This is a genomic window from Methylobacterium oryzisoli, assembly GCF_046557895.1.
GTDB classification, from domain to species: Bacteria; Pseudomonadota; Alphaproteobacteria; order Rhizobiales; family Beijerinckiaceae; genus Methylobacterium; species Methylobacterium oryzisoli.
Genome location: NZ_JBKIBX010000047.1, coordinates 29,119 through 47,869, shown reverse-complemented (window position 1 = coordinate 47,869; position 18,751 = coordinate 29,119). Strand labels below are relative to the sequence as shown.

The 18,751-nt window shown below is 62.7% G+C and carries 27 protein-coding genes; 25 read left to right on the top strand and 2 right to left on the bottom strand.

The genetic code is table 11. The features are described 5' to 3' along the window. A partial coding sequence (locus ACKUB9_RS29100; protein WP_410825972.1) for an HNH endonuclease signature motif containing protein occupies nucleotides 1–272 on the bottom strand: 272 nt, incomplete at its 3' end. Nucleotides 273–352: 80 nt separating this feature from the next. Further along, nucleotides 353–1,072 (bottom strand): LexA family protein, encoded by a 720-nt coding sequence (locus tag ACKUB9_RS29095; RefSeq protein WP_407529396.1) that lies wholly within the window; start codon nucleotides 1,070–1,072, stop codon nucleotides 353–355. Nucleotides 1,073–1,159: 87 nt separating this feature from the next. Here ACKUB9_RS29095 and ACKUB9_RS29090 point away from each other — a divergent pair, with 87 nt between their 5' ends. From ACKUB9_RS29090 to ACKUB9_RS28970, 25 genes are all read left to right on the top strand, one after another. Next, nucleotides 1,160–1,357 (top strand): hypothetical protein, encoded by a 198-nt coding sequence (locus tag ACKUB9_RS29090; protein ID WP_407529397.1) that lies wholly within the window; start codon nucleotides 1,160–1,162, stop codon nucleotides 1,355–1,357. Next, nucleotides 1,354–2,400 carry a ParB N-terminal domain-containing protein gene (locus ACKUB9_RS29085; RefSeq protein WP_407529399.1) on the top strand — a complete coding sequence of 349 codons (1,047 nt, stop codon included), beginning with the start codon at nucleotides 1,354–1,356 and terminating at the stop codon, nucleotides 2,398–2,400. The genes ACKUB9_RS29090 and ACKUB9_RS29085 overlap by 4 nt, the downstream gene beginning before the upstream one ends. Before the next feature lie 3 nt (nucleotides 2,401–2,403). After that, nucleotides 2,404–3,219 carry a ParB/RepB/Spo0J family partition protein gene (locus ACKUB9_RS29080; RefSeq protein WP_407529400.1) on the top strand — a complete coding sequence of 272 codons (816 nt, stop codon included), beginning with the start codon at nucleotides 2,404–2,406 and terminating at the stop codon, nucleotides 3,217–3,219. Between the two features lies 1 nt (nucleotide 3,220). Next, the gene (locus ACKUB9_RS29075; RefSeq protein ID WP_407529401.1) at nucleotides 3,221–3,358 is read left to right on the top strand and encodes a hypothetical protein; all 138 of its coding nucleotides are present in this window, start codon (nucleotides 3,221–3,223) and stop codon (nucleotides 3,356–3,358) included. 2 nt (nucleotides 3,359–3,360) lie between these two features. After that, the gene (locus ACKUB9_RS29070) at nucleotides 3,361–3,630 is read left to right on the top strand and encodes a hypothetical protein (protein ID WP_407529402.1); all 270 of its coding nucleotides are present in this window, start codon (nucleotides 3,361–3,363) and stop codon (nucleotides 3,628–3,630) included. A gap of 2 nt (nucleotides 3,631–3,632) precedes the next feature. Beyond that, a complete protein-coding gene (locus ACKUB9_RS29065) occupies nucleotides 3,633–4,568 on the top strand; it encodes a helix-turn-helix domain-containing protein (RefSeq protein WP_407529403.1) in 936 nt (311 codons plus the stop codon). A gap of 178 nt (nucleotides 4,569–4,746) precedes the next feature. Continuing rightward, nucleotides 4,747–5,091, top strand: coding sequence for a hypothetical protein (locus ACKUB9_RS29060; protein WP_407529404.1), 345 nt, complete (start codon nucleotides 4,747–4,749; stop codon nucleotides 5,089–5,091). Continuing rightward, complete coding sequence (locus ACKUB9_RS29055; RefSeq protein ID WP_407529405.1) at nucleotides 5,088–5,531, top strand: RusA family crossover junction endodeoxyribonuclease; 444 nt, start codon at nucleotides 5,088–5,090, stop codon at nucleotides 5,529–5,531. The genes ACKUB9_RS29060 and ACKUB9_RS29055 overlap by 4 nt, the downstream gene beginning before the upstream one ends. A gap of 15 nt (nucleotides 5,532–5,546) precedes the next feature. Further along, on the top strand, nucleotides 5,547–5,744 hold the full coding sequence (locus ACKUB9_RS29050; RefSeq protein WP_407529406.1) for a hypothetical protein: 198 nt from the start codon (nucleotides 5,547–5,549) through the stop codon (nucleotides 5,742–5,744). Beyond that, complete coding sequence (locus ACKUB9_RS29045; RefSeq protein WP_407529407.1) at nucleotides 5,741–7,144, top strand: DEAD/DEAH box helicase; 1,404 nt, start codon at nucleotides 5,741–5,743, stop codon at nucleotides 7,142–7,144. Before ACKUB9_RS29050 ends, ACKUB9_RS29045 begins: the two co-directional genes overlap by 4 nt. Beyond that, the gene (locus ACKUB9_RS29040) at nucleotides 7,141–8,046 is read left to right on the top strand and encodes a DNA-methyltransferase (protein ID WP_407529409.1); all 906 of its coding nucleotides are present in this window, start codon (nucleotides 7,141–7,143) and stop codon (nucleotides 8,044–8,046) included. Before ACKUB9_RS29045 ends, ACKUB9_RS29040 begins: the two co-directional genes overlap by 4 nt. A gap of 5 nt (nucleotides 8,047–8,051) precedes the next feature. Next, nucleotides 8,052–8,321 carry a hypothetical protein gene (locus ACKUB9_RS29035; protein ID WP_407529410.1) on the top strand — a complete coding sequence of 90 codons (270 nt, stop codon included), beginning with the start codon at nucleotides 8,052–8,054 and terminating at the stop codon, nucleotides 8,319–8,321. Next, a complete protein-coding gene (locus tag ACKUB9_RS29030) occupies nucleotides 8,318–8,572 on the top strand; it encodes a DUF837 domain-containing protein (protein WP_407529411.1) in 255 nt (84 codons plus the stop codon). The genes ACKUB9_RS29035 and ACKUB9_RS29030 overlap by 4 nt, the downstream gene beginning before the upstream one ends. Further along, entirely contained in the window at nucleotides 8,569–9,378 is an 810-nt protein-coding gene (locus ACKUB9_RS29025; protein WP_407529412.1) for a YdaU family protein, read from the top strand. Before ACKUB9_RS29030 ends, ACKUB9_RS29025 begins: the two co-directional genes overlap by 4 nt. A gap of 212 nt (nucleotides 9,379–9,590) precedes the next feature. Further along, nucleotides 9,591–11,144 carry an AAA family ATPase gene (locus tag ACKUB9_RS29020; RefSeq protein ID WP_407529413.1) on the top strand — a complete coding sequence of 518 codons (1,554 nt, stop codon included), beginning with the start codon at nucleotides 9,591–9,593 and terminating at the stop codon, nucleotides 11,142–11,144. A gap of 1 nt (nucleotide 11,145) precedes the next feature. Beyond that, nucleotides 11,146–11,430: a hypothetical protein gene (locus ACKUB9_RS29015; protein ID WP_407529414.1), complete on the top strand. Its 285-nt coding sequence runs from the start codon at nucleotides 11,146–11,148 to the stop codon at nucleotides 11,428–11,430. Nucleotides 11,431–11,440: 10 nt separating this feature from the next. Continuing rightward, on the top strand, nucleotides 11,441–12,166 hold the full coding sequence (locus tag ACKUB9_RS29010; protein ID WP_407529415.1) for a KOW domain-containing RNA-binding protein: 726 nt from the start codon (nucleotides 11,441–11,443) through the stop codon (nucleotides 12,164–12,166). 664 nt (nucleotides 12,167–12,830) lie between these two features. Then, on the top strand, nucleotides 12,831–13,196 hold the full coding sequence (locus ACKUB9_RS29005; RefSeq protein ID WP_407529416.1) for a hypothetical protein: 366 nt from the start codon (nucleotides 12,831–12,833) through the stop codon (nucleotides 13,194–13,196). Nucleotides 13,197–13,307: 111 nt separating this feature from the next. Next, on the top strand, nucleotides 13,308–13,523 hold the full coding sequence (locus tag ACKUB9_RS29000) for a hypothetical protein (RefSeq protein WP_407529417.1): 216 nt from the start codon (nucleotides 13,308–13,310) through the stop codon (nucleotides 13,521–13,523). Nucleotides 13,524–13,803: 280 nt separating this feature from the next. Then, a complete protein-coding gene (locus ACKUB9_RS28995) occupies nucleotides 13,804–14,385 on the top strand; it encodes a hypothetical protein (RefSeq protein ID WP_407529418.1) in 582 nt (193 codons plus the stop codon). Beyond that, nucleotides 14,382–14,858 carry a hypothetical protein gene (locus ACKUB9_RS28990; protein WP_407529419.1) on the top strand — a complete coding sequence of 159 codons (477 nt, stop codon included), beginning with the start codon at nucleotides 14,382–14,384 and terminating at the stop codon, nucleotides 14,856–14,858. Before ACKUB9_RS28995 ends, ACKUB9_RS28990 begins: the two co-directional genes overlap by 4 nt. Next, nucleotides 14,855–15,166, top strand: coding sequence for a hypothetical protein (locus ACKUB9_RS28985; RefSeq protein ID WP_407529420.1), 312 nt, complete (start codon nucleotides 14,855–14,857; stop codon nucleotides 15,164–15,166). Before ACKUB9_RS28990 ends, ACKUB9_RS28985 begins: the two co-directional genes overlap by 4 nt. A 90-nt stretch (nucleotides 15,167–15,256) precedes the next feature. Then, nucleotides 15,257–16,072, top strand: coding sequence for a hypothetical protein (locus tag ACKUB9_RS28980; RefSeq protein ID WP_407529421.1), 816 nt, complete (start codon nucleotides 15,257–15,259; stop codon nucleotides 16,070–16,072). Nucleotides 16,073–16,212: 140 nt separating this feature from the next. Beyond that, nucleotides 16,213–16,830 (top strand): hypothetical protein, encoded by a 618-nt coding sequence (locus ACKUB9_RS28975; RefSeq protein ID WP_407529422.1) that lies wholly within the window; start codon nucleotides 16,213–16,215, stop codon nucleotides 16,828–16,830. After that, complete coding sequence (locus ACKUB9_RS28970) at nucleotides 16,784–18,751, top strand: phage terminase large subunit family protein (RefSeq protein ID WP_407529423.1); 1,968 nt, start codon at nucleotides 16,784–16,786, stop codon at nucleotides 18,749–18,751. The genes ACKUB9_RS28975 and ACKUB9_RS28970 overlap by 47 nt, the downstream gene beginning before the upstream one ends.

Here is an 18,751-nt window from a genome sequence, read left to right as displayed (position 1 = left end):
ACTTCCCTCAAATTGCAGATCTTGTTGTTTAGGCGATTGCGGTCGATGTGATCCAGAATTGGTCCGGGATCAACGCCGTGATACAGCTTCCAGGCAACGCGGTGCGCAAGAAGGCTCCGACCGCTATGATTAAAGCGGATGTATCCTGCGTTGGAGATCTGTCGGATCTGACGCCAACCGCCTGTGACCCGGCGCGAGATTATGCCAGAGGCTGGATCGTAAAGATAACGCCTTCTCAGCTCTGAAAGGCTTGGCAATGGTTGTGCTTGCACGGCGGCGCTCCATCGGGAACGCCTTACGGTAGGCTGTCGCCTACCGCTCGTCAAGCCTCAAATCGGCTATCGCCTACTTTTCAGAGAGGCGAAAACTTACCGACGACCAAGCCGACGATCTCCACCTTTCGATAGTCGTCCGGCTGATAGCTGCGCGGGATCACCACCGGCTCCTGATGCGCCGGATCGGTTGAGCGCGGGATGAGGTGGATCTCGTCCCTTTTCACCGACACTTCCTTGACGGTCCACTCGACCTTGCCGCCGTCGTCGTGCCGCTGCACTACCACGATGTCATTGTCCTGGAGCGCCACGCGCGCATCCCAGTAGGGCACCGCGATCACGAAATCGCCGTCGTGAATGCGGCGCTTGTTCATAGACGGCCCCACCACCTTGTACGCTGTTTGTTCCAGTTCCGGGAAGCGACAAGGCACATATGGCACCGGCTCGGATTCCACCTGTGGGGGAGTATCAAGCTCAAACCATATGCCAGCCCCGACAGTTCCCGCAACCGGGGCGAGCCGCACAGCCTGTGGGGACCTATCTCGCGCGCGCGTAGGGAAGGACAATACGGCGCTGCGCTGCATCTCGATCCGTGCCTGACCCTCCCCCAGCATGATGGCGTCGAGGCTCAGGTCGTGAGCCTCAGCAAGCTTCGTCAGGGTCGAGGCCCGTGGGTCCTTCCCTTCGCTCACAATCTGCTGAACAGCGGCCTGATTGAGGCCAGCGCCTAGCGACGCGGACTTCATGGTGAGGCCCTTCTGCTCAAGGGCCTGTCTGAGACGTTCGCGCCAGTTGTCCATACGTGAGCTATGGCGCGAGTGTGGCCTATTGGCAACAGAGCGATAGCCTATTGACACCGGTAGGCTAACGCCTATTATCCCCTCGCCATGACCAATCACGAAGTCCTCGCTTTCATCAAATCGGAGGCCAGCCGTATCGGCATCGCGCCGACAACGCTGTGCCAGCGGGCGGTGCGTAATGCGCAGCTCGTGAGGCGCTTGGAAGCCGAGAAGACCGTGACCTTGGACACGGTGGTGAAGCTGAAGCAGTGGGCCGCCGCGCAGCCCTCAAGGCCCGCCGCATGAGCGTCCTCCGCTCTCTCTCGGATCTCTTTCTGATCTTCGGCCCCGAGGCTCAGGCCCGGGACAATAAAAACGGCGCCGCAGCCGAAGCCGGGCGCCGTGAGGATGTGACAATGATCAACCTTACCACGTCTGTGCCGGCAACGCCACGGCCGAACCGTGACATTCCCGGCCGCTCTGACACGATCGATCGCGCCCGTCTCCATGCGGAGGAGTGGATCAAGAGCCGCGTTGCGCGGGGTCAGATTGAGGTCTTCTCGGAAGAGGGCGTCATCACGCCGGCCATCGCTGAGCTTTTGCTGAAGCGGAACCCGGACAACCGCAACATCAAGAAGGCGCGTATTTCTGAGATCAAGGCTGATCTTGAAGGCGGGCGCTACGTCCTCAACGGCGAGCCGATCATCGTTTCGAAGGACGGGCTTCTGAACGATGGCCAGCATCGACTTCTCGCCTGCGTGGAGAGCGGGCTTTCGTTTCGGTCGGTGGTGGTGTTTGGCGTCACACGATCGTCCCGCCTGACGCTGGATCAGGGCGGTGCCCGCACGGTCTCCGACTATCTCGACATGCAGGGCAGTCGCGACAACACCAAGGTCGCCGCTACCGTGGGCCGCATGCTCTGGCAGTTCAGTCGCATGGGGCGGATTGCGAAGGGCGCGAATGTTAAGGGCGGCGGACGTAGCTGGCCCACTAAGGCCGAGACATTGCTGGTCGTCTCGGAGTGCGAGCATGAGATTGCTCGCAGCATCCAGGCCGTGCAGCACACCTCTCGTCTCGTTGGCTCGTTCTCGTTCGTCGTTTTCTGCCGGATCATCCTGACACGCGCGAATGATGCGATGGGCGGTGCCTTCATCGACCGCCTGCTCGACGGCAGCAATCTCAAGCCGGAGAGCCCGATCTTCATGCTGCGCGAGCGGTTCATCAACGATCCGAAGATGTCTCAGCCGGATCGGCTTGAGGCGATCGTACGGGCTTGGAACGCCACCCGGCAGGGTCGGACGCTTGCCAAGATCCAGATCATGGGCAACGTGCCGAAGATTGAGGGCTGATCCATGCAGTCCCAAGACCTTCCGATCACGCACATCTTCGTTCGCCAGGACGCGCGCAAGATTGATGAGGCCGCCGTGCGCGGCCTGATGGAGAGTATACGGGAGGTCGGGATCATCAATCCGCTTCGGGTACGCCCGGCGCGGCGACACGTCGAAGGCATTGAAACCGACGCTTATGAAGTAACTGCCGGTGCTCACCGGCTGCGTGCCGCTCGTAAACTCGGCATGGAGGCCGTGCCGTGCATCGTCGCGGATGATGACGATTTGCGTGCCGAGCTTGCGATGATTGATGAAAACCTGATGCGGGCGGAGCTTTCGCCCGCACTTAGGGCGCAGCAGACCGCGCGCCGCAAAGCGATCTATGAGGAGCTTCATCCCGGAACGGGGCACGGCTCGCCGGGCGTAAGTCGCCAAGTTGGCGACATACGTGATCGATCGGACGCTGATCGCTTTACCGCAGAAACCGCTGGCGTCACGGGCCGCAGCGAGCGCGCCATTCAGCGCGACGCGGAGCGAGGCGACAAGATTAGCGAGCGCGCCTTGCAGCTTGTCGCGGGTACTCACCTCGACACCGGCACCTTCCTCGACAAGATCAAGTCGCTCGGTGAGCGAGAACAAGAAGCCCGTGTGCAACGGGAGCTTGCCGCGCCTCGTAAGCCCGTCAGCCCTGCTCCTGAACCCCGCAACGAGATTGAAGCCTACGAGGCTTGGCTGACGAAAGTCGTCCGCCTGTTCGACCAAGTGCCAGACGAGTGGCGTGAGCGTGCTCGCGATCACCTCTTCCCCGACGTGCCTGTGATGGACCGGGGGCGTGCTTGACATGCCCTTCGACATCAAGTGCGCCATCGCAATGGTGATCCTCGGCCTCGCGATCATCGCGTCGATCGGGAACACCCTCCCTCCTCCTCTCGAAAACACAGTGAATGGTCCCGTTCGCGTCATTCCGGAGATCAAGTAGTAATGGCTCAGAAGCACCCGCAGACCGTCACGATGGCGCGCGAGTGCATCGGCCAGCTCGAAGTCGAATGCACTTCGGCTGGCGTCTTCATCCAGGCCCCGACCGGAGACGTAATCCACATCCCGAATTGGGACCTGCGGGTTATGGGCGACCTGCTGAGCCATCAGGCGGTCAACGTGAAGCTCGCGGCTGCCGCTGATCCTTTCGTTGAGCCTCGATCCTCCCGTCGTCTCTCGGCTGACGGCGATGTGCTCTCCGGTGGGGAGCGCTGAGCATGGCGGGCTATCAGCCTTTCGCGACGCTGCGTGTCTCACGCGACAACCGCCCAAGCATGCCGGTGGTGGACAGGTCGCTTGTCGAGCGACGGGCGGATGTAGACGCGTTCATCCCGCCGCCCCCCGTCACGCCGCACAAGTCTGCGGAGGACGCCGCTTTCGAGCGGGCCGCACGGTCGGTGGATGCGGTCTCGCCGGTCCGCAACATCCTCCGGCTGGTCGCCCACGTGTCGGGTGTGCCTGCCGACGAGATCATGGGCGAGCGCCGTCATGCGCCTATCGTCAAGGCGAGGCAGATCGCGGCGTGGCTTGCCAACCGGCACACGAAGGCATCGCTCGGAGAAATCGCCCGCCGGCTCGGCGGTAAGGATCATACTACGATCTTGCACGCGGCCCGGCGCGTAGACGCCGCAGTCAAGGCTGAAGGGCTGACGATTAGCGAGAGCCTGTTCGAGGCCGCGTCGCAGCTCTGGGCGGTCCAGTGGGGCGGCAAGGTCGTCAAGATCCCGCGCGCTGGCATCAAGACCGATCGCCAGCGCCGCGCCGCTGAGATGCGCCGTCAGGGCGCGACCATCTCGGAGATCGTGAATGCTACCGGCTACTCGCGCCGGCACGCCCGCGCCCTCGCCGCCGACATAGGCTTGCCGGTCACGGCCGATAGCGAAGGCGCCCCGGATAGGGAGCAGGTCAAAGCGCAGCGTGCCTCGCAGATCAGGGTGGAGATGGCTAAGCCCGGCGCGACGATCGCGGGTGTTGCCAGATTGCTCAAGATCCGCCGGCACACCGTCCGCGAGATCTGGCGCAATTTGTCGGTCGATGTCCAGGTCCCGGAATGGGTCCTGAGCCAGCACGCGGCGGAGTATCGCCGCCGAGCTGCGATTGATGAAGTCGAGGCAGCCTCTTGGGCTCGCCGCGCGAAACGGGAAGCCGCCTAAGTGGCCTCCCTCATTCAATTTCCGCGCTTCCGGTCTTGGCTTGCCGGCCCCCGTCCGGTTGCGCGTGTGTCTGTGTGTCCTGCGTACCCTCCTCACTTCGACTGCACCTCCGTGTCCCGCAATCAATGGACCACGGTTGGATTGCGAAATGTCGAAATTCTGTTGTCGGGAAACAGAGATGGTCACGGCTGAAGCGGCGCAAGCTGCGGCTTGGGTGTCGGACATGATCCGGCTGGAGAGCCGCGGACCGGGCGACACGAACAACGCCATGCGGCGCATCGCGCGTCGCTACCAGATCCCGTTTCCGGCGCTGTTCTCGCTGCGTTATCGCAGCCCGCGCCGGGTCTGGGCGGACATCTACGCTGCGGTCAGGGCGGCAAGAGACGAAGAATTACAAAAACACATCGGACGCCTGCAACATGATCTGGAAATCACTCGGGCGATTGCTGGGCCGAATGACAGCGCTGTTCGCGCGGTCGAGGCTTTGGTGGTCGCGCATACGAAGCACGGGGAGGCGCCATGACTAGCCTACTCAAGTCCAAGCGTCAGCACCTCGCCTTCAAGGCCGACGAGCGGCCCTGCTACGTCCAGCGCACGCCTGCAGAGGTGGTTGAGCTTCGCTTGCCGGAGCCGCCCTCCACGAACCGCCTCTTCCGCCGAAGCGGTCCGAAGGTCGTCAAGACAGAAGCCTATCGCGCGTGGAGGCGTCAGGCGGAGGCGGTTGGAAACCTTCAACGTCTCGGCCGGCGCGTCGGCCCGAGCGACGTCAGCATCTACATCCCCGAGACGCGCAAGGACACTGACAATCTTGCGAAGCCGCTGATCGATGCGGCCCGGCACATCGGCGTCATCGCCGATGACGGCCCGAGCTACGTCCGCAACGTCAGCCTGATCCGCACAAGCGAGCATGAGGATTGTCGCCTCGTGTTCCGGCCGACTGATCTCATCCCACAGCCCTTCTAAGCAGGATCGCGCAGCATGAGCGAGCATGACGATTTCGGCATTGTCCTTCTAAGCACCCTGGACGACCACGAGGCCGCGATTTTCGTTGATCTGGGGTGGCTCAGCCAGATGGACACCGCGGACATCGCTGACGCTCTCGGCCGCGAAGAACACTGGGTCGCGAACTGCCTCGCCAAAATCCGTGACGCTCAGCGCCCGCAGGTGGCCGCATGAGTGCCGACCTGATCGCGTACCGGGACTTCATCGCCGCCAAGCGCATCGCGTTCGAGCCGGCGGGTCTGGACGTCATCCCGTCGCTGAACGAGAGCATGTTCCCGCACCAGCGACATGGCGTCGAGTTTGCGCTGCGCCTCGGGCGGGCTGCCCTGTTCTATGACACTGGCCTTGGAAAATCGCTCGCCGCGCTAGAATGGGGCCGCGTGGTCGTCGCCCATACGGGCAAGCCTGTGCTGCTGTTGGCCCCGCTGGCGGTTGGGCAGCAGCACAAGCGGGAGGCCGATCGCTTCGGTATTGATGCGGAGGTTGTGCGCTCGCAGGATGAGATCGGCGCGCGACGCATCTACATCACGAATTACGATCGATTGGACCGCTTCGACCCGTCGAAGTTTGGCGGCGTCATTTTGGATGAATCCAGCGTTCTCAAGTCGTTCACCGGCAAGACCACGCGCCGGTTGATTGAAGCATTCGCCGTCACGCCGTTCCGGCTCTGCTGCACCGCCACGCCCGCACCGAACGATCACACCGAAATTGGCACGCACGCCGAGTTCCTGGGCGTCATGCGGCGCGAAGAGATGCTGCCGATCTGGTTCATCAACGACACGGCCGACACGGGCACATGGCGGGTCAAGGGGCATGCGCGCGAGAACTTCTGGTCCTGGGTCGCGACATGGGCTCGATGCGTCTCGCGCCCGTCCGATCTGGGATTTGATGACGGCGGGTTTGCGCTTCCTGAACTGACGATCAAGCATCACGAGGTAAAGGCCGACCGCTCCCGCAATGCGGGAGCGGAGAAGGACGGGCAAGCGCGTTTATTCCGCATCCCGAACACGTCGGCCACGAGCATTCACGAGGAGAAGCGGCTGACGGTCGCCGATCGTGCGGCCTTGGTCGCGGAGATCGTCGGCGCCGAGCCCGATGAGCCGTGGCTGATCTGGGTCGATACGGATTATGAGGCCGACGCCGTGCGCGCGGCCGTGCCAGAGGCGAGCGAAGTCCGCGGGTCTCAGTCGTCGGAAGACAAAGAACGGCGGCTGGTGGCCTTCTCTGAGGGCCGCGCGCGCATCCTGTTGACCAAGCCCTCCGTCGCCGGGTTCGGTCTCAACTTCCAGCACTGCGCTCGCCAGTGCTTCGCGGGCCTGAGCTTCAGCTACGAGGCTTGGTATCAGGCCGTGCGGCGCTCCTGGCGGTTCGGCCAGTCCCGACCTGTGCACGTTCACGTCGTCTGTGCGGACACGGAGCGAGCGATCTGGACTGTGGTCGAGCGCAAAGCCGGCGACCACGAGGCGATGAAGCGGGAGATGGTCGCGGCCATGCGCCGGGCCATGCGCGAAGAGCGCGCCCGCAAGCTCTACCACCCCGAACAGGAGGTCAGGCTTCCGGCCTGGGTCGCATGATGCTGCACGTTCTCGCTCAAGAAACCTCCGAACGGTTCGTGGCCTTCAACGGCGATAGCGTCGAGGTGGTCTCTACCCTGCCTGACGCTTCGGTCGGCTTTTCGATCTATTCGCCCCCCTTCTCTCACCTCTTCATCTATTCTGACAGCGAGCGCGACATGGGTAATGTCCGCTCCGACTCCGAGTTCTTCGAGCAATACGGCTACCTGCTCCGTCAGCTCCATCGCGTGACGAAGCCGGGGCGTCTGACGGCCGTTCATTGCTCCGATCTGCCGCGCACCAAGGCCACGCACGGCGAGGTCGGGATCTACGACATGCCGGGCGACATCATCCGCGCCCACATCGCCAATGGTTGGACCTACCACTCCCGCATCTGCATCTGGAAAGATCCGGTCGTGGAGATGCAGCGCACTAAGGCGCTCGGGCTACTCTACAAGCAGTTGCAGAAGGATAGCACGCGGTCGCGGCAGGGCATGCCGGACTACGTCTTGGTGTTTCGCAAGACGCCCGAAGACGAGAAGACGGCGGACAAGGTTGGCCAGGATGCAAACCTGTTCCCGGTTCATCAGTGGCAGGAATGGGCCTCCCCGGTCTGGATGGATATCCAGCAGACCAACGTCCTCAACGTGCGAGCCGCGCGAGAGGATAAGGACGAGAAACATCTCTGTCCGCTCCAGCTAGATTTGATCGAGCGTGCGATCCGCTTGTGGTCCAATCCGGGCGACACAGTGCTCTCGCCCTTCATGGGCATCGGCTCGGAGGGTTATGGCGCGCTGCGCTGCGGCCGGCGTTTCATCGGCATCGAGCTGAAGGCGTCCTATTTCACGCAGGCCGTTCGCAACCTCAAGCAGACTGAGGACGAGGCGGCCGGCGGCGATCTGTTCACCATAGCGGCGGAGTAGCCGCCATGGCCCGCCGCTCGATCCAGTTCGATAGGCCGGACCTGTTCGCTGGTGCGCAGGACCCAGCCGCTCGTCCGGCGCATGAGATAGCTCCCGGTCCCGATCCGTACTTCTGCACCTTCTGCGGGGTGCTCACCCATCATCCCTACAGCCGCCGTTCTCCCGGATACCAGCAATGGCTTCGTCCTGTCTTCACAGCCTGTGAGGACATCGACTGCCGGGCTCAGGTCGATGCGGCTGTTTCCGATCATCAGGACGAGAGGAGCGCGGCATGACCGTAGACGCCCTACAGCACGGCAAGGCGCATCGGGACGCCCTGTTCCGCCGCTACGTGGATCTGCGCCGGCTCGCGGAAGGCAGCGAGGATCAGGCCGACCATCAGCAGGTGGCCGAAGCCTATCGCGATTTCCTGCGGTCGCATCTCGCGCGCGATGAGCGCGCCATCTTGGACCTCGAAGACGAAATCACGCGGCTGCGGGCCGAAGTCGCCCGTCTGCGCCGCCTGCATACGGGAGCCGCAGCATGAGCAAATTCCCCTACCTCCCGCTGGCGGTTGACGCCTATCGCAACGACACGGCGCACCTGACGCTCGAAGAACACGGCGCCTACCTCATGCTGCTCATGCTGGCGTGGCGTTCCCCTGGATGCCGTCTGCCGGACGACGACGCCAAGCTGGCGAGGATGCTGGGCCTGACCGCGAAAAAATGGGCGCGGATCAAGGAAAATGTGATGGGCTTCTGGGATCTGGAAGGCGGCTTCTGGATCCAGCCCCGGCTCATGAAAGAGCATCAATTCGTTTCCCGGAAGTCAGAGCAAAATCGCTCCGCCGGATCGCGTGGCGGGCACTCTAAGTCTTTGAAAAACAAACAATTGGACCTAGCAGACGCTACAGCGAACGCCACAGCGAACGCTGTAGCGGACGCTCTACCACTTAACACTTTACACTCTACACCAGACACAGAATGTTCAGATAGAACCGTTCAGTCTCATTCTGAAAACAATGAGGGTGATAAAGCGGATAACGGCCACGCTTCCAGCGTGCCCGAGAAACCATCGAAATACGAATTTGAGGCAAGCGTCATTCGACTGCTGCCGCACCACTTCCGGCTTTGGCAGGATGCCAATCCGCACCTTTCGCTAAAGTCTGAATTGCTCGGCCTGGATCAGACCGCCGCCAAGATCAAGGCAGACGGCGGAAATTGGTTCTTGGCAGTCCCGGCTATCCTAGCGAAGCGAAACCGCGACGCCGCTCTGGACCGTGAGCGCATTCGCGCAGAAGCCGAAGCTCGCGCCAATGCGCCGCGTCCGAAGCCTTCAGCGATGTGTTGCTGAGGCCGCAATGCCCTCCGCTTCCGCGATCCTCGCCGCCTTCGGGGTCACGCTGCCGAGTACTGCCCCGGGCCGATATTACACCACCTGCCCGCAATGTTCACACTTGCGACACGGCAGCAATCGCAGGGTCAAGTGCCTCGGCGTTACAATCGACAGCCGCGGCGTGAAGATCGGGTGCAACCACTGCAACTTTCACGGCGGAAAGTTCTACGATGACGCTCAATCCGAAAGCCGTCGAATTTTTGCGGCGCCGCGCAATCGACGCGGAGACGGCGGATCGCTTGCAGCTCTACACCGCGCGGCGCGATCCGGCTGGCGGTGATCCCGTTCCTGATCCCGGCGGAGACATCCTCGTTTTCCCGTACCTCGAACAGGGGGAGGAGGTTAACGCCAAGTACCGGGTCCGGGCCGCAGACGGGTCCAAGCGGTTCTGGCAGCGCTCCGGCGCCCGCAAGACGTTCTTCAACGCCGACATCCTGAGCGACCCTGCGCTGGAGGCCGGCACACCGCTCGTCATCACGGAAGGCGAACTTGATACCGCCGCCGTGATCCAAGCTGGGCACCCCTTCGCGGTCTCGGTTCCGGACGGTGCCCCGCCCCCCGTCGCCGGCGCCGCCGAGGTTCCTGACGAAGCGATCGTTCCCGAGCACGATGACAAGTATCGCTTCATCTACAACAACTGGGACCGGCTGAAGCGGGTCAAGCGCTTCGTGCTCGCCGCGGACGGCGACGCTCCTGGCGTTCGCCTGACAAGCGAACTGGCGCGGCGCCTCAACCGCGCTCGGTGCGCCGTCGTGGTCTACCCTCCGGATGCGGTGGTGCCGCAGGCGGACGGCCAGATGCGACCGTGCAAAGACCTGAACGAGGTGTTGCAGTACCTCGGCGACGCCGCGGTGATCGAGGCTATCGCGCGAGCCAAGCCCTATCCCGTCAAAGGTCTCTATAAGCTTTCGGACGTGCCGGAGGCGCCGCCGATTGAGCCGGTCGAGACCGGGCTACCGCAGCTAGACGAGCACATGAAGCTCTATCGCGGGGCGTTCGTCGTGATGTCTGGCCTGCCCGGCGGCGGCAAGACCGCGCTTACCCTACAACTGGCCGCCAACACCGCGTTCATGCACGGCTGGAAATGGGTCATCGCGTCGTTTGAGATGCCGATCCGACCGGTGATCGAAAATATGCTGATCGGCTTCCTACTTCGCCGCCCGCGTGCCGACTGGACACGAGCCGACTGCGACCGCTGCCGCGAGTTCATCGACAAGCACTTCACCTTTATCGCTCTAGATGCTGAAGACGACGACACGGAAGCCAACCTCGATTGGGTGCTTGACCGCGCGGGCGATGCTGTCGTGCGGCATGGCGCCGATGGTTTTCTTCTAGACCCGTGGAACGAGGTCGAGGTGATGCGCCGGCCGGGGGAGAACATCGCGGATTATACCAACCGCGCCATTCGCCGCCTTAAGCGCTTCGCCAAGGTCTTCGACGTCTGCACTATCGTGGTGCCACATCCGACGAAAGACGCGGCTCTATCGGTCTCGAATGGCGTTCCGATGTCGCTTTACAGCATTGCGGATGGCGCTACGTGGGCGAACAAGGCTGAGATCGGGGCCATCGTCAATCGCGAGAGCGCGAACAGCACGGTTTCGACGGTGCTCGTCAAGAAAGTAAAGTTTCACGAAACCGGCAAGGTCGGAGAAGTTTCCCTTAACTTTGATACGGATCTGCGGATGTTCCTGCCGCAACCGCCGCGCGCAGGGTCGGAGGTATAAAATGGACGATCTCCCCTCCGCTCTCGCCATCACAGACCATGCCTTACTGAGGTGGATGGAACGCCGCCACGGCATAGACGTGGAGATGTGGCGTCGATTGATGGCGGATGAACTGCGGGCGTCGCTCGACGCTTACGAGGGCGAGTGCGAGACGGGCCGCCCGTGCTTCGTCATCACCCATCAGGGTCGCGTCGTGACTGTCCTTGGCGATGTGGCTTGGATGACGAGACGTCTGTCTGCGCCTGCCGTTCCAGTGCCGATCGTCACACCTCTGGCCGCTGAGTGAGGAGTTCCCGATGACCAAGAAGCAACGTCAACGGCGCAAGATCGCCCGGCAGCGCTCTGTCCAGCACGCCAAGGTGGCGGCTCGCTATGATCGCGAGAAGGTCATTAAGCGCCGCTTGCGGGCCAAGGAGCGCGTTTTGCTGCCGGTCGGGCGGGAATGGCTCGCCGTGGAGGCGTTGCCGCTCTCTGGGGCGCGGTGCGCAGCGGCACTCACGGCCGCTGGCCTCGCGGTGTTCGAGGCGCGCGAGAAGGTGCGCAAGCAGGTCGATGGCGGTCCGCCTCGTGTCGCGCATGAGCCGATCATGCGGCGGGTCATGTTCGTCGGCATTTCGAGGTGGTCGGATCTGCGTTTGGTGGAGGAATGTCGGCACGTCTGGCGTGTGTTCGGCGTCACGATCGAAGGGCAGGATTGGGTTGCGAGAGAGTTCTTCCGGCAAGCCCTGTTCGAGGCGGAGTACCTTGGTGATCGCAGTCTGCCGCTCATCAAGGCAGATGCGATGCAGGATTTCGCTGATCACGTCTGCGGCTACAAGCGGAAGGGTGAGCTTGTGCGCGAGATCGCGGACCTCCTGTATCCGATCGGGTCCACAGTCCGCGTCACACAGGGTCCGTTCGCATCATTCCCGGGCGTAGTGGATGCCTATGATCCGAAGGCTGACCGATACACGGTTGCGGTTCGGATTTTCGGACGGGAAACTCAGGTGCCGTGTGAAGAACGCCAGCTAGAGGCCGCATAGGGGCTTGCGAACTTCTCAGCGCTGCGCTAGTTGTCTCGTCAGGACTGCCAGTGACTGGGACTGCCCGAGAGGGATGTGACCTGGGACGTGCCGCTCCTCTCTGGAGCTGCCATGGCTTCAAAAGCCATCTGGTCCCTGCGATGCCTCGCCAGAGTGCGGGGCGCGCGACTGGAGGCTTGTCCCTAAATTCCAAGTTCGGTGCTTTCTCCGTCTTCCGAGCGCGCTGCCCGGCGGCATGGATGGCAGGGGATGACGGGCAATAGGCCGGAAGTCGTCGGCCATCCCCAGGTGTGGCCGTCTAGCGCGGCACCGATACAGTTCGATGCGGTGACACGGTGAAAGGGCTTCGGCCCTGAAATCTCCAGGCCGTAGGACGCTTCGGCGGATCGCTATGCGGGGTTGATTGGAGGCCCCGCTCGCATCGATACCCTTCTGACGGCGAGGGCCTTGGAGTGCGGACGCCCGTACTCTTCACCCTGGACAGCTTGGCCTTCCCTCCCGGCGTCGGGGCCGTCAGACCTATACCGGTTTATAGCGGGTTTAGCCCATAACCGTCCCTAGATCGCTATAAATCGCCCTCTCAGCGCGCACCCTTCCGGTCCGCTGACCGCGGGGCCGGCTTTCGTCGCTGGGGTCGGTCCCGCACCCATTCATTGAGGCCATCATGACCCCTAGCGAGTTCAAGGCTTGGTTTGAAGGCTTCACCGAGAGCATGGACGGTCCGCCCTCGCTCAAGCAGTGGGAGCGCATCCAAGCCCGCGTGAAGCAGATCACCGGGCAGCCGACGACGCAGACGGTGTTCGTGGATCGCTACTGGCCGAGTGTGCTTGGCCCCCGGTGGCATGGCACATACGCCGTTCCCTGCGCGGCAGGCCCGGGCCAGAATGGCGTGACGCTGTCCGCAGGTTCTTGTGACGGCAAGGTTGGCAACGTCGCTTTTGCTTCTACCGCGTTGCCCGCCTCGTTCGACAGTCATTCCGCGATGGCCGCTCTCGGTCGCGCTGACGCCGAGGATCTGAAGGCGGCCTGACCGTCATGGCATCTGAGGTTGAGATCGCATCCTGGGTCGGCTTCTGCCTCGTCGTCCTGAAGATCGCAGCCGCCACGTTCGCGATCTGTCGCCGGATCATGTGAGGTTGTCGTGTTCTCCCGCTCCGAGCGTCGTCACCACCTCCGCCGCATGAAGGACAAGGCCGTCAGGGTCTACGGTCGCTATGACAAGCGGGACCCGAAGCGGCACGAGGCGATCGCCAATCACCTCGCGCACTGCTCAGGCCCGTGCTGCGGTAATCCTCGCCGCTGGTTCGGTGAGATGACGATGCAGGAGCGTCGGGCGTTCGAGGCGGCGGAAGCCTGATCAGTCCATGACCCCCGGCTACCGCATCCTAGCCCACCTCGGCCTCATGGGCTGTGCCGCTGTCTCGGCCGGCGCGCTCTGGTACGCGCTGACGGGGTGGATGTGAGGGCACGGATAGGGCGATGAACGGCGTTCTAGGGTTGCTGGCGGGCGTTTGAAGATCTTGGCTACCAGCCAACGCCACCAAGCAGTGCTCCGAATTGCTGAGGCGGGCAGGGCGCCCCGCTCCGTCGCCGTGCGAGATTTGCCGCACCGGTCCGTGTCGTGAGAGGCACTAGGGGTGATCTCGTTCGACCTGTCGGCATTTGAGGCTGCAGCCCGCCAGATGGACGTGGCGCCCGATCAGGTCGCCTTCGCTATCAGTCGCACGCTCAACATGGCGGCGGTCGCCACCGAGAACCGCCTCGCCACTGAGACGTGGCCCTCGCACGTCACGGTTCGCAATCGAGGCTTCCTGAAAGCCGCGCTCAAGCCTGAGTTCAGCACGAAGCGCAACCTTCGGGTCGCCCTCGTTGATCGGCTCGGACGTGGCCACCTCAAGCTCCACGCCAAGGGCGGCACCAAGCTCGCCCGAGGCCAGTTCGCCATCCCGTCGCGGAATGTCACGCGTACCGCTCGGGGCGTGCGTCAGAACCAGAAGCCCGCGAACCTGCCTCGCAAGGTGGTCAAGGGCGGCCTGATCTTCCAAGCCCGGGGCAAGGGCAAGAACCAGCGTCTCGCCCTGATGTACAAGATGCAGGGCGCCACACAGCAACCCGCCGACGTGCCCTTCTACCGGGACTGGCAGCGCTTCATGCGCCAAGAAGTGCAGCGCGCTTTCCCGCGTGCGGTGGCTGAGGCGATGCGGACGAGGCGACGTTGATCCGCACCCTTGAATTCCGGACCGCGTCGCTCGCTATCCACGAGCACGACATCATCACCACCTTTCGTGAGGACGGTTCGCAGTCCCGGATGTGGCCGCCGATCGGTGAGGCTTGGTATCAGGCCATCGCCCGCAATCTCGGTTACACCGACCCGCTTCAGTACGCCCGAGAGCACGAGATCACCCATCACTGGCTGGCCGACGAGATGGGCTGGCCTCACTCGTGGTCGCTTTGGTCCGCCGCTCACGGCGCATGGGACAGCAGCAAACCTGCGCGTCCGTGGTCGCAGCGCGTGAAGGATGAGGAACATACGGTCAACAGCCTGCAACGCTACATCAACACGGGTGAGGTGGACGCCTATGGCTGCCTGCAAGCGCAGTGGGGCGATGAGCTGCCGGAGGCGGCGGGACGGTTGGTGGCGCTGATGCGGCCGTGGTGTAGGCTCTCGCCGTGTAGTATGGTCGGGGCATGACCGACCCCCTCTGCCTCCCATTTGATGTGCCTAGCCACAAGCAGCAAATTCTAGACGAGCTTGTGCGCTTTGGCGAAGCGATTGAAATGCCTTATAACATCGCCAATAAGTTGGTGGTCGAAAGGCATTGGCCTGATGATCGCAGCCGTAAAGCCCATGTGCCTGTGTCGAGTTACCGTTCCGTCGGCGGTCTTACGAAGCGCCAAGTGCGACGGTTGATCGGAAAAGGGTACGATCCTCGCTCCATCACGGTGACGGTCTCGCCTGATATGCTGCGGGTCGTGCGTAGCATTAAGCTGCTGACGTAGCGAATTGCCTGCGCTAAGCTGAAAGCGGGTCGGAGAGGTGCTCGTAACACCCCGCCGACCCTGACCACAGCAAGCGTAGGAGCGCTCGCAATGGCTGAGGCGGACATTATCACGCCCTCGTTCAAGGCGTGCAAGAAATGCGGTGAGACGAAGCCCTTTGAGGCTTTCTGGCCCGAGCCCAAGAATAACGATGGGCGGCGAGGCACCTGCTCAGACTGCACCAACACGGGTAGGCGTGCCGACGCAGATAATAGCGAGAGCCGAGCAAAGGAAGCAGCCCGTAAGGCTGAGTACCGCGCCAGAGTTGACCCCGAGGTGATGCGCGCTCGCAAGGTTCGAGAGAACGCACGGCGGGCGGCGAATGAGGGGCGCGAGTATCTAGGGCGCGAGAAGCGTGCTGAGCGCACAGCCAGATTGAAGGCTGAGGCTGTTGAACAGAGAAAACGTCAGGCGGCAACTGCCCGGGCTGACAGGATGAGAGAGCGCCCTTGGCTAGACCGTAGCCTTACAGCGGGTGAGTGGTTTGCTCTCCAATACAAAGCCGATCCAGAGTTCAATCTGAAGCAGCGGCTGAGGGCTGCCGAACGTCGGCGGTGCAGAGGTGAGCGCATTGATGACCACATGCGCGATGCCATCAAGCGTGGGGGTCGGAGTCCGAAGGTAGAGCGGCTGCTCAGCTACTCCATAGCGGATCTGAAACGGCATCTCGAAATGCAGTTTACGAAGGGCATGACGTGGGATCGCTACTTCGCAGGCGACATCCACATTGATCATCGGCGTCCGTTGTCGTCCTTTGATCTCAGCGACCAAGAACAGTGGCAAGAAGCGTGGGCATTGACAAATCTTCAGCCGCTTTGGCGTAAGGATAACCTTGCGAAGGGCGCGCAGGTCATTTTGCTGCTGTAATCCAAATTGTTCAATGATATCAATGAGTTCTTGGGTCCCTTGCCCCCACCCCGGGTGTCGAGGGTCCGCCCAAGCAAAACACTTTTCTAGGTGCATGCTTTCAAAACCGCTTAATCATTAAGCGTTAAGGCTTAAACAGGATGAAGACGGCGACGCAAGCCGAGTTCGCGAAGATGCACGGCGTCTCTCAGGCGCGTGTTTCGCAGTGGAAATCCAAGGGCCTGCTGTCGATGACGCCCGAGGGCCGGGTCAAGGTGGAGGAGTCGGAATGGCTTCTCGCCGATAGACCGGCCTCATATCGCGGCGGAAAGACGAAGGGGCCGAACGGCGGCGCTGATCGGCGTGAGAAACCTGCGGTCGCGCGCCCCGACGAAACTCCGGAGCAGGCCGCTGAGCGCATCGTGGTCGATGAGGGTGTGGCCCCTTTCGATCACGCCGAAGCGGTACGGGTCAAAGAGAACTACCTGGCACTCCTGCGGCGCCTTGAGTTCGACCTGAAGAGTGGCGCGGTCGTCCCGATCGACACGGTGATCGCCGGGATCGTGGAACAGTACGCCCGGGTGCGGAACAAGCTCCTGAATTTGCCGACCCGCGTGGCGCCCCGCGCGGCCGTTCTGAAGTCCGCCGAAGAGGTGAGGGCGCTTGTCGAGGCCGAGGTGTTACTCGTGCTTCAGGAATTGACGCTTGATGGTGAGGGGCACGTCAGCCTCAGTGAACTCCGCGACGTCCTACGCGAGCGGTTCGGCACGGTTCATTGAAAGGCTGAATCGGGGCCTTGACGAGGCGCAGAAGCCGCCGCCACGGCTTAGTTTGAGCGAGTGGGCGGATCGCTACGCGCATCTTTCGGCCGAAACGAGCGCTGATCACGGTAAATTCCGGGCGTTCGCTTATCAAAACGGCATCATGGACGCGGTCACGTCGCCCCAAGTGCGTCAGGTGACGGTCATCAAGTCGGCCCGAGTGGGCTATACGAAGATCCTAGACCACGTCGTCGGCTTCTATATCCATCAGGACCCCTCGCCGATCCTCATCGTGCAGCCTCGCGTGGAGGATGCGGAGGATTATAGCCGGACCGAAATCGCGCCGATGCTGCGCGATACGCCGGTTCTGGCCGAGATCGCGGGCGATCTGAAGGCAAAGGACAGCAATCAGCGCGTTGCCAAGCGCGTTTTTCGGAACGGGTCATCAATCGCCTTCATCGGCGCCAATTCGCCAGGCGGTTTCCGGCGCATCACGGCTCGCATCGCGGCTTTTGACGAGATCGACGGCTATCCGACCGGCGGCGCGGGCGACGAAGGCGATCAGATCGCGCTCGGCATCAAGCGCACCGAGTCGTTCTGGAACCGGAAGATCATTTTGGGTTCGACCCCGACACTGAAGGGTGTCAGCCGGATTGAGAAGGCGTGGAATGAGAGCGATCAGCGCCGCTACCACGTCCACTGCCCGCACTGCGACCACAAACAGGTTCTCAAGTGGTCGAACCTGACGTGGAACAAGGACAAGAACGAGAAGGGTGAGACCGTCAAGCACTACCCGGAGACCGCGCATTTCGTGTGCGAGGCTAATGGGTGCGTGATTGAGGAGCACGACAAGCCGCGGATGATCGACGGCGGCGAGTGGGTCGCCGAAAAGCCGTTCGCAGGCCATGCCGGCTTCCACATCTGGGCAGCCTACTCGCTTTTCGAGAATGCCGCGTGGCGATTTCTCGTTGAGGAGTTCCTTCGGGTTCGCAACGACCCGAGTTTGCTACAGACCTTCGTCAACCTAGTGCTCGGAGAGACTTGGGAGGAGCAGGGCGAGACGGTTGCTGCCGGCTCCCTCATCACCCGCGGCGAGCCTTATGATCACGAGACCCTGCCGGACGGCGTGATCGCCCTCTCGGCCGGGGTGGATACCCAGGACGACCGTCTGGAGGTGCAGATCGTTGGGTTCGGGGCCAAGGAAGAGGCCTGGCCCTGCCTGTACGAGGTTCTGCACGGCGATCCCGCGCAGCCGAAGGTGTGGGAGGAATTGGATGCCCTCCTCTTGGCGACGTATCGCGGAGCGGACGGCCGAGCGTTCAAGGTTCGCTCAACTTGTATCGACAGCGGCGGCCATCATGCTGCTGCGGTCTATGCGTTTTGCCGTGCGCGCCGGAACCGCCGCGTATTCGCGACGAAGGGCGTCGGCGGCCCTCGCCCGATCTGGCCGAAGCGGGCCAGCAAAGGTGGCGTGAAGGGCGCCGAACAGGTCTTCGCCATCGGCGTCGATACGGCCAAGGAAGCGATCTACGGCCGGCTGAGGATCAAGGAGCCGGGGCCGGGCTACATCCACTTTCCGGCAGAGACCGCCTTTGATGCGGCTTACTTCAATCAGTTGACCTCCGAACAAGTCGTCACCCGCTACCGCGAGGGACGGCCCTACCGGGTGTGGGTGCTTCAGAAGGGCAAGCGGAACGAGGCGCTGGACACGATGGTCCTGGCGCTCTCTGCCCTTCGGTCCCTGCCGCTGCGGCTGGATCGCGTGACGCCCGCCCAAGCGCCTGAGACCACTACCGTAGCGCCCGCGCCCGTGCGGGCCGAACCGGAGCCGCCTCCGGCCCATGTCATCGCCGCTGAGGAGCGGCGCCCGCCATCAACACCCCTCCGCAGGCCGGGCCACATCCCGCGCCGATCCGGCTGGCTCAACTCTCGGAGATAA

Bases quoted from the DNA above. Each gene is read 5' to 3' on its own strand.
- ACKUB9_RS29095 (WP_407529396.1), bottom strand. From the start codon at position 1,072: ATGGACAACTGGCGCGAACGTCTCAGACAGGCCCTTGAGCAGAAGGGC.
- ACKUB9_RS29090 (WP_407529397.1), top strand. From the start codon at position 1,160: ATGACCAATCACGAAGTCCTCGCTTTCATCAAATCGGAGGCCAGCCGT.
- ACKUB9_RS29085 (WP_407529399.1), top strand. From the start codon at position 1,354: ATGAGCGTCCTCCGCTCTCTCTCGGATCTCTTTCTGATCTTCGGCCCC.
- ACKUB9_RS29080 (WP_407529400.1), top strand. From the start codon at position 2,404: ATGCAGTCCCAAGACCTTCCGATCACGCACATCTTCGTTCGCCAGGAC.
- ACKUB9_RS29075 (WP_407529401.1), top strand. From the start codon at position 3,221: ATGCCCTTCGACATCAAGTGCGCCATCGCAATGGTGATCCTCGGCCTC.
- ACKUB9_RS29070 (WP_407529402.1), top strand. From the start codon at position 3,361: ATGGCTCAGAAGCACCCGCAGACCGTCACGATGGCGCGCGAGTGCATC.
- ACKUB9_RS29065 (WP_407529403.1), top strand. From the start codon at position 3,633: ATGGCGGGCTATCAGCCTTTCGCGACGCTGCGTGTCTCACGCGACAAC.
- ACKUB9_RS29060 (WP_407529404.1), top strand. From the start codon at position 4,747: ATGGTCACGGCTGAAGCGGCGCAAGCTGCGGCTTGGGTGTCGGACATG.
- ACKUB9_RS29055 (WP_407529405.1), top strand. From the start codon at position 5,088: ATGACTAGCCTACTCAAGTCCAAGCGTCAGCACCTCGCCTTCAAGGCC.
- ACKUB9_RS29050 (WP_407529406.1), top strand. From the start codon at position 5,547: ATGAGCGAGCATGACGATTTCGGCATTGTCCTTCTAAGCACCCTGGAC.
- ACKUB9_RS29045 (WP_407529407.1), top strand. From the start codon at position 5,741: ATGAGTGCCGACCTGATCGCGTACCGGGACTTCATCGCCGCCAAGCGC.
- ACKUB9_RS29040 (WP_407529409.1), top strand. From the start codon at position 7,141: ATGATGCTGCACGTTCTCGCTCAAGAAACCTCCGAACGGTTCGTGGCC.
- ACKUB9_RS29035 (WP_407529410.1), top strand. From the start codon at position 8,052: ATGGCCCGCCGCTCGATCCAGTTCGATAGGCCGGACCTGTTCGCTGGT.
- ACKUB9_RS29030 (WP_407529411.1), top strand. From the start codon at position 8,318: ATGACCGTAGACGCCCTACAGCACGGCAAGGCGCATCGGGACGCCCTG.
- ACKUB9_RS29025 (WP_407529412.1), top strand. From the start codon at position 8,569: ATGAGCAAATTCCCCTACCTCCCGCTGGCGGTTGACGCCTATCGCAAC.
- ACKUB9_RS29020 (WP_407529413.1), top strand. From the start codon at position 9,591: ATGACGCTCAATCCGAAAGCCGTCGAATTTTTGCGGCGCCGCGCAATC.
- ACKUB9_RS29015 (WP_407529414.1), top strand. From the start codon at position 11,146: ATGGACGATCTCCCCTCCGCTCTCGCCATCACAGACCATGCCTTACTG.
- ACKUB9_RS29010 (WP_407529415.1), top strand. From the start codon at position 11,441: ATGACCAAGAAGCAACGTCAACGGCGCAAGATCGCCCGGCAGCGCTCT.
- ACKUB9_RS29005 (WP_407529416.1), top strand. From the start codon at position 12,831: ATGACCCCTAGCGAGTTCAAGGCTTGGTTTGAAGGCTTCACCGAGAGC.
- ACKUB9_RS28985 (WP_407529420.1), top strand. From the start codon at position 14,855: ATGACCGACCCCCTCTGCCTCCCATTTGATGTGCCTAGCCACAAGCAG.
- ACKUB9_RS28980 (WP_407529421.1), top strand. From the start codon at position 15,257: ATGGCTGAGGCGGACATTATCACGCCCTCGTTCAAGGCGTGCAAGAAA.
- ACKUB9_RS28975 (WP_407529422.1), top strand. From the start codon at position 16,213: ATGAAGACGGCGACGCAAGCCGAGTTCGCGAAGATGCACGGCGTCTCT.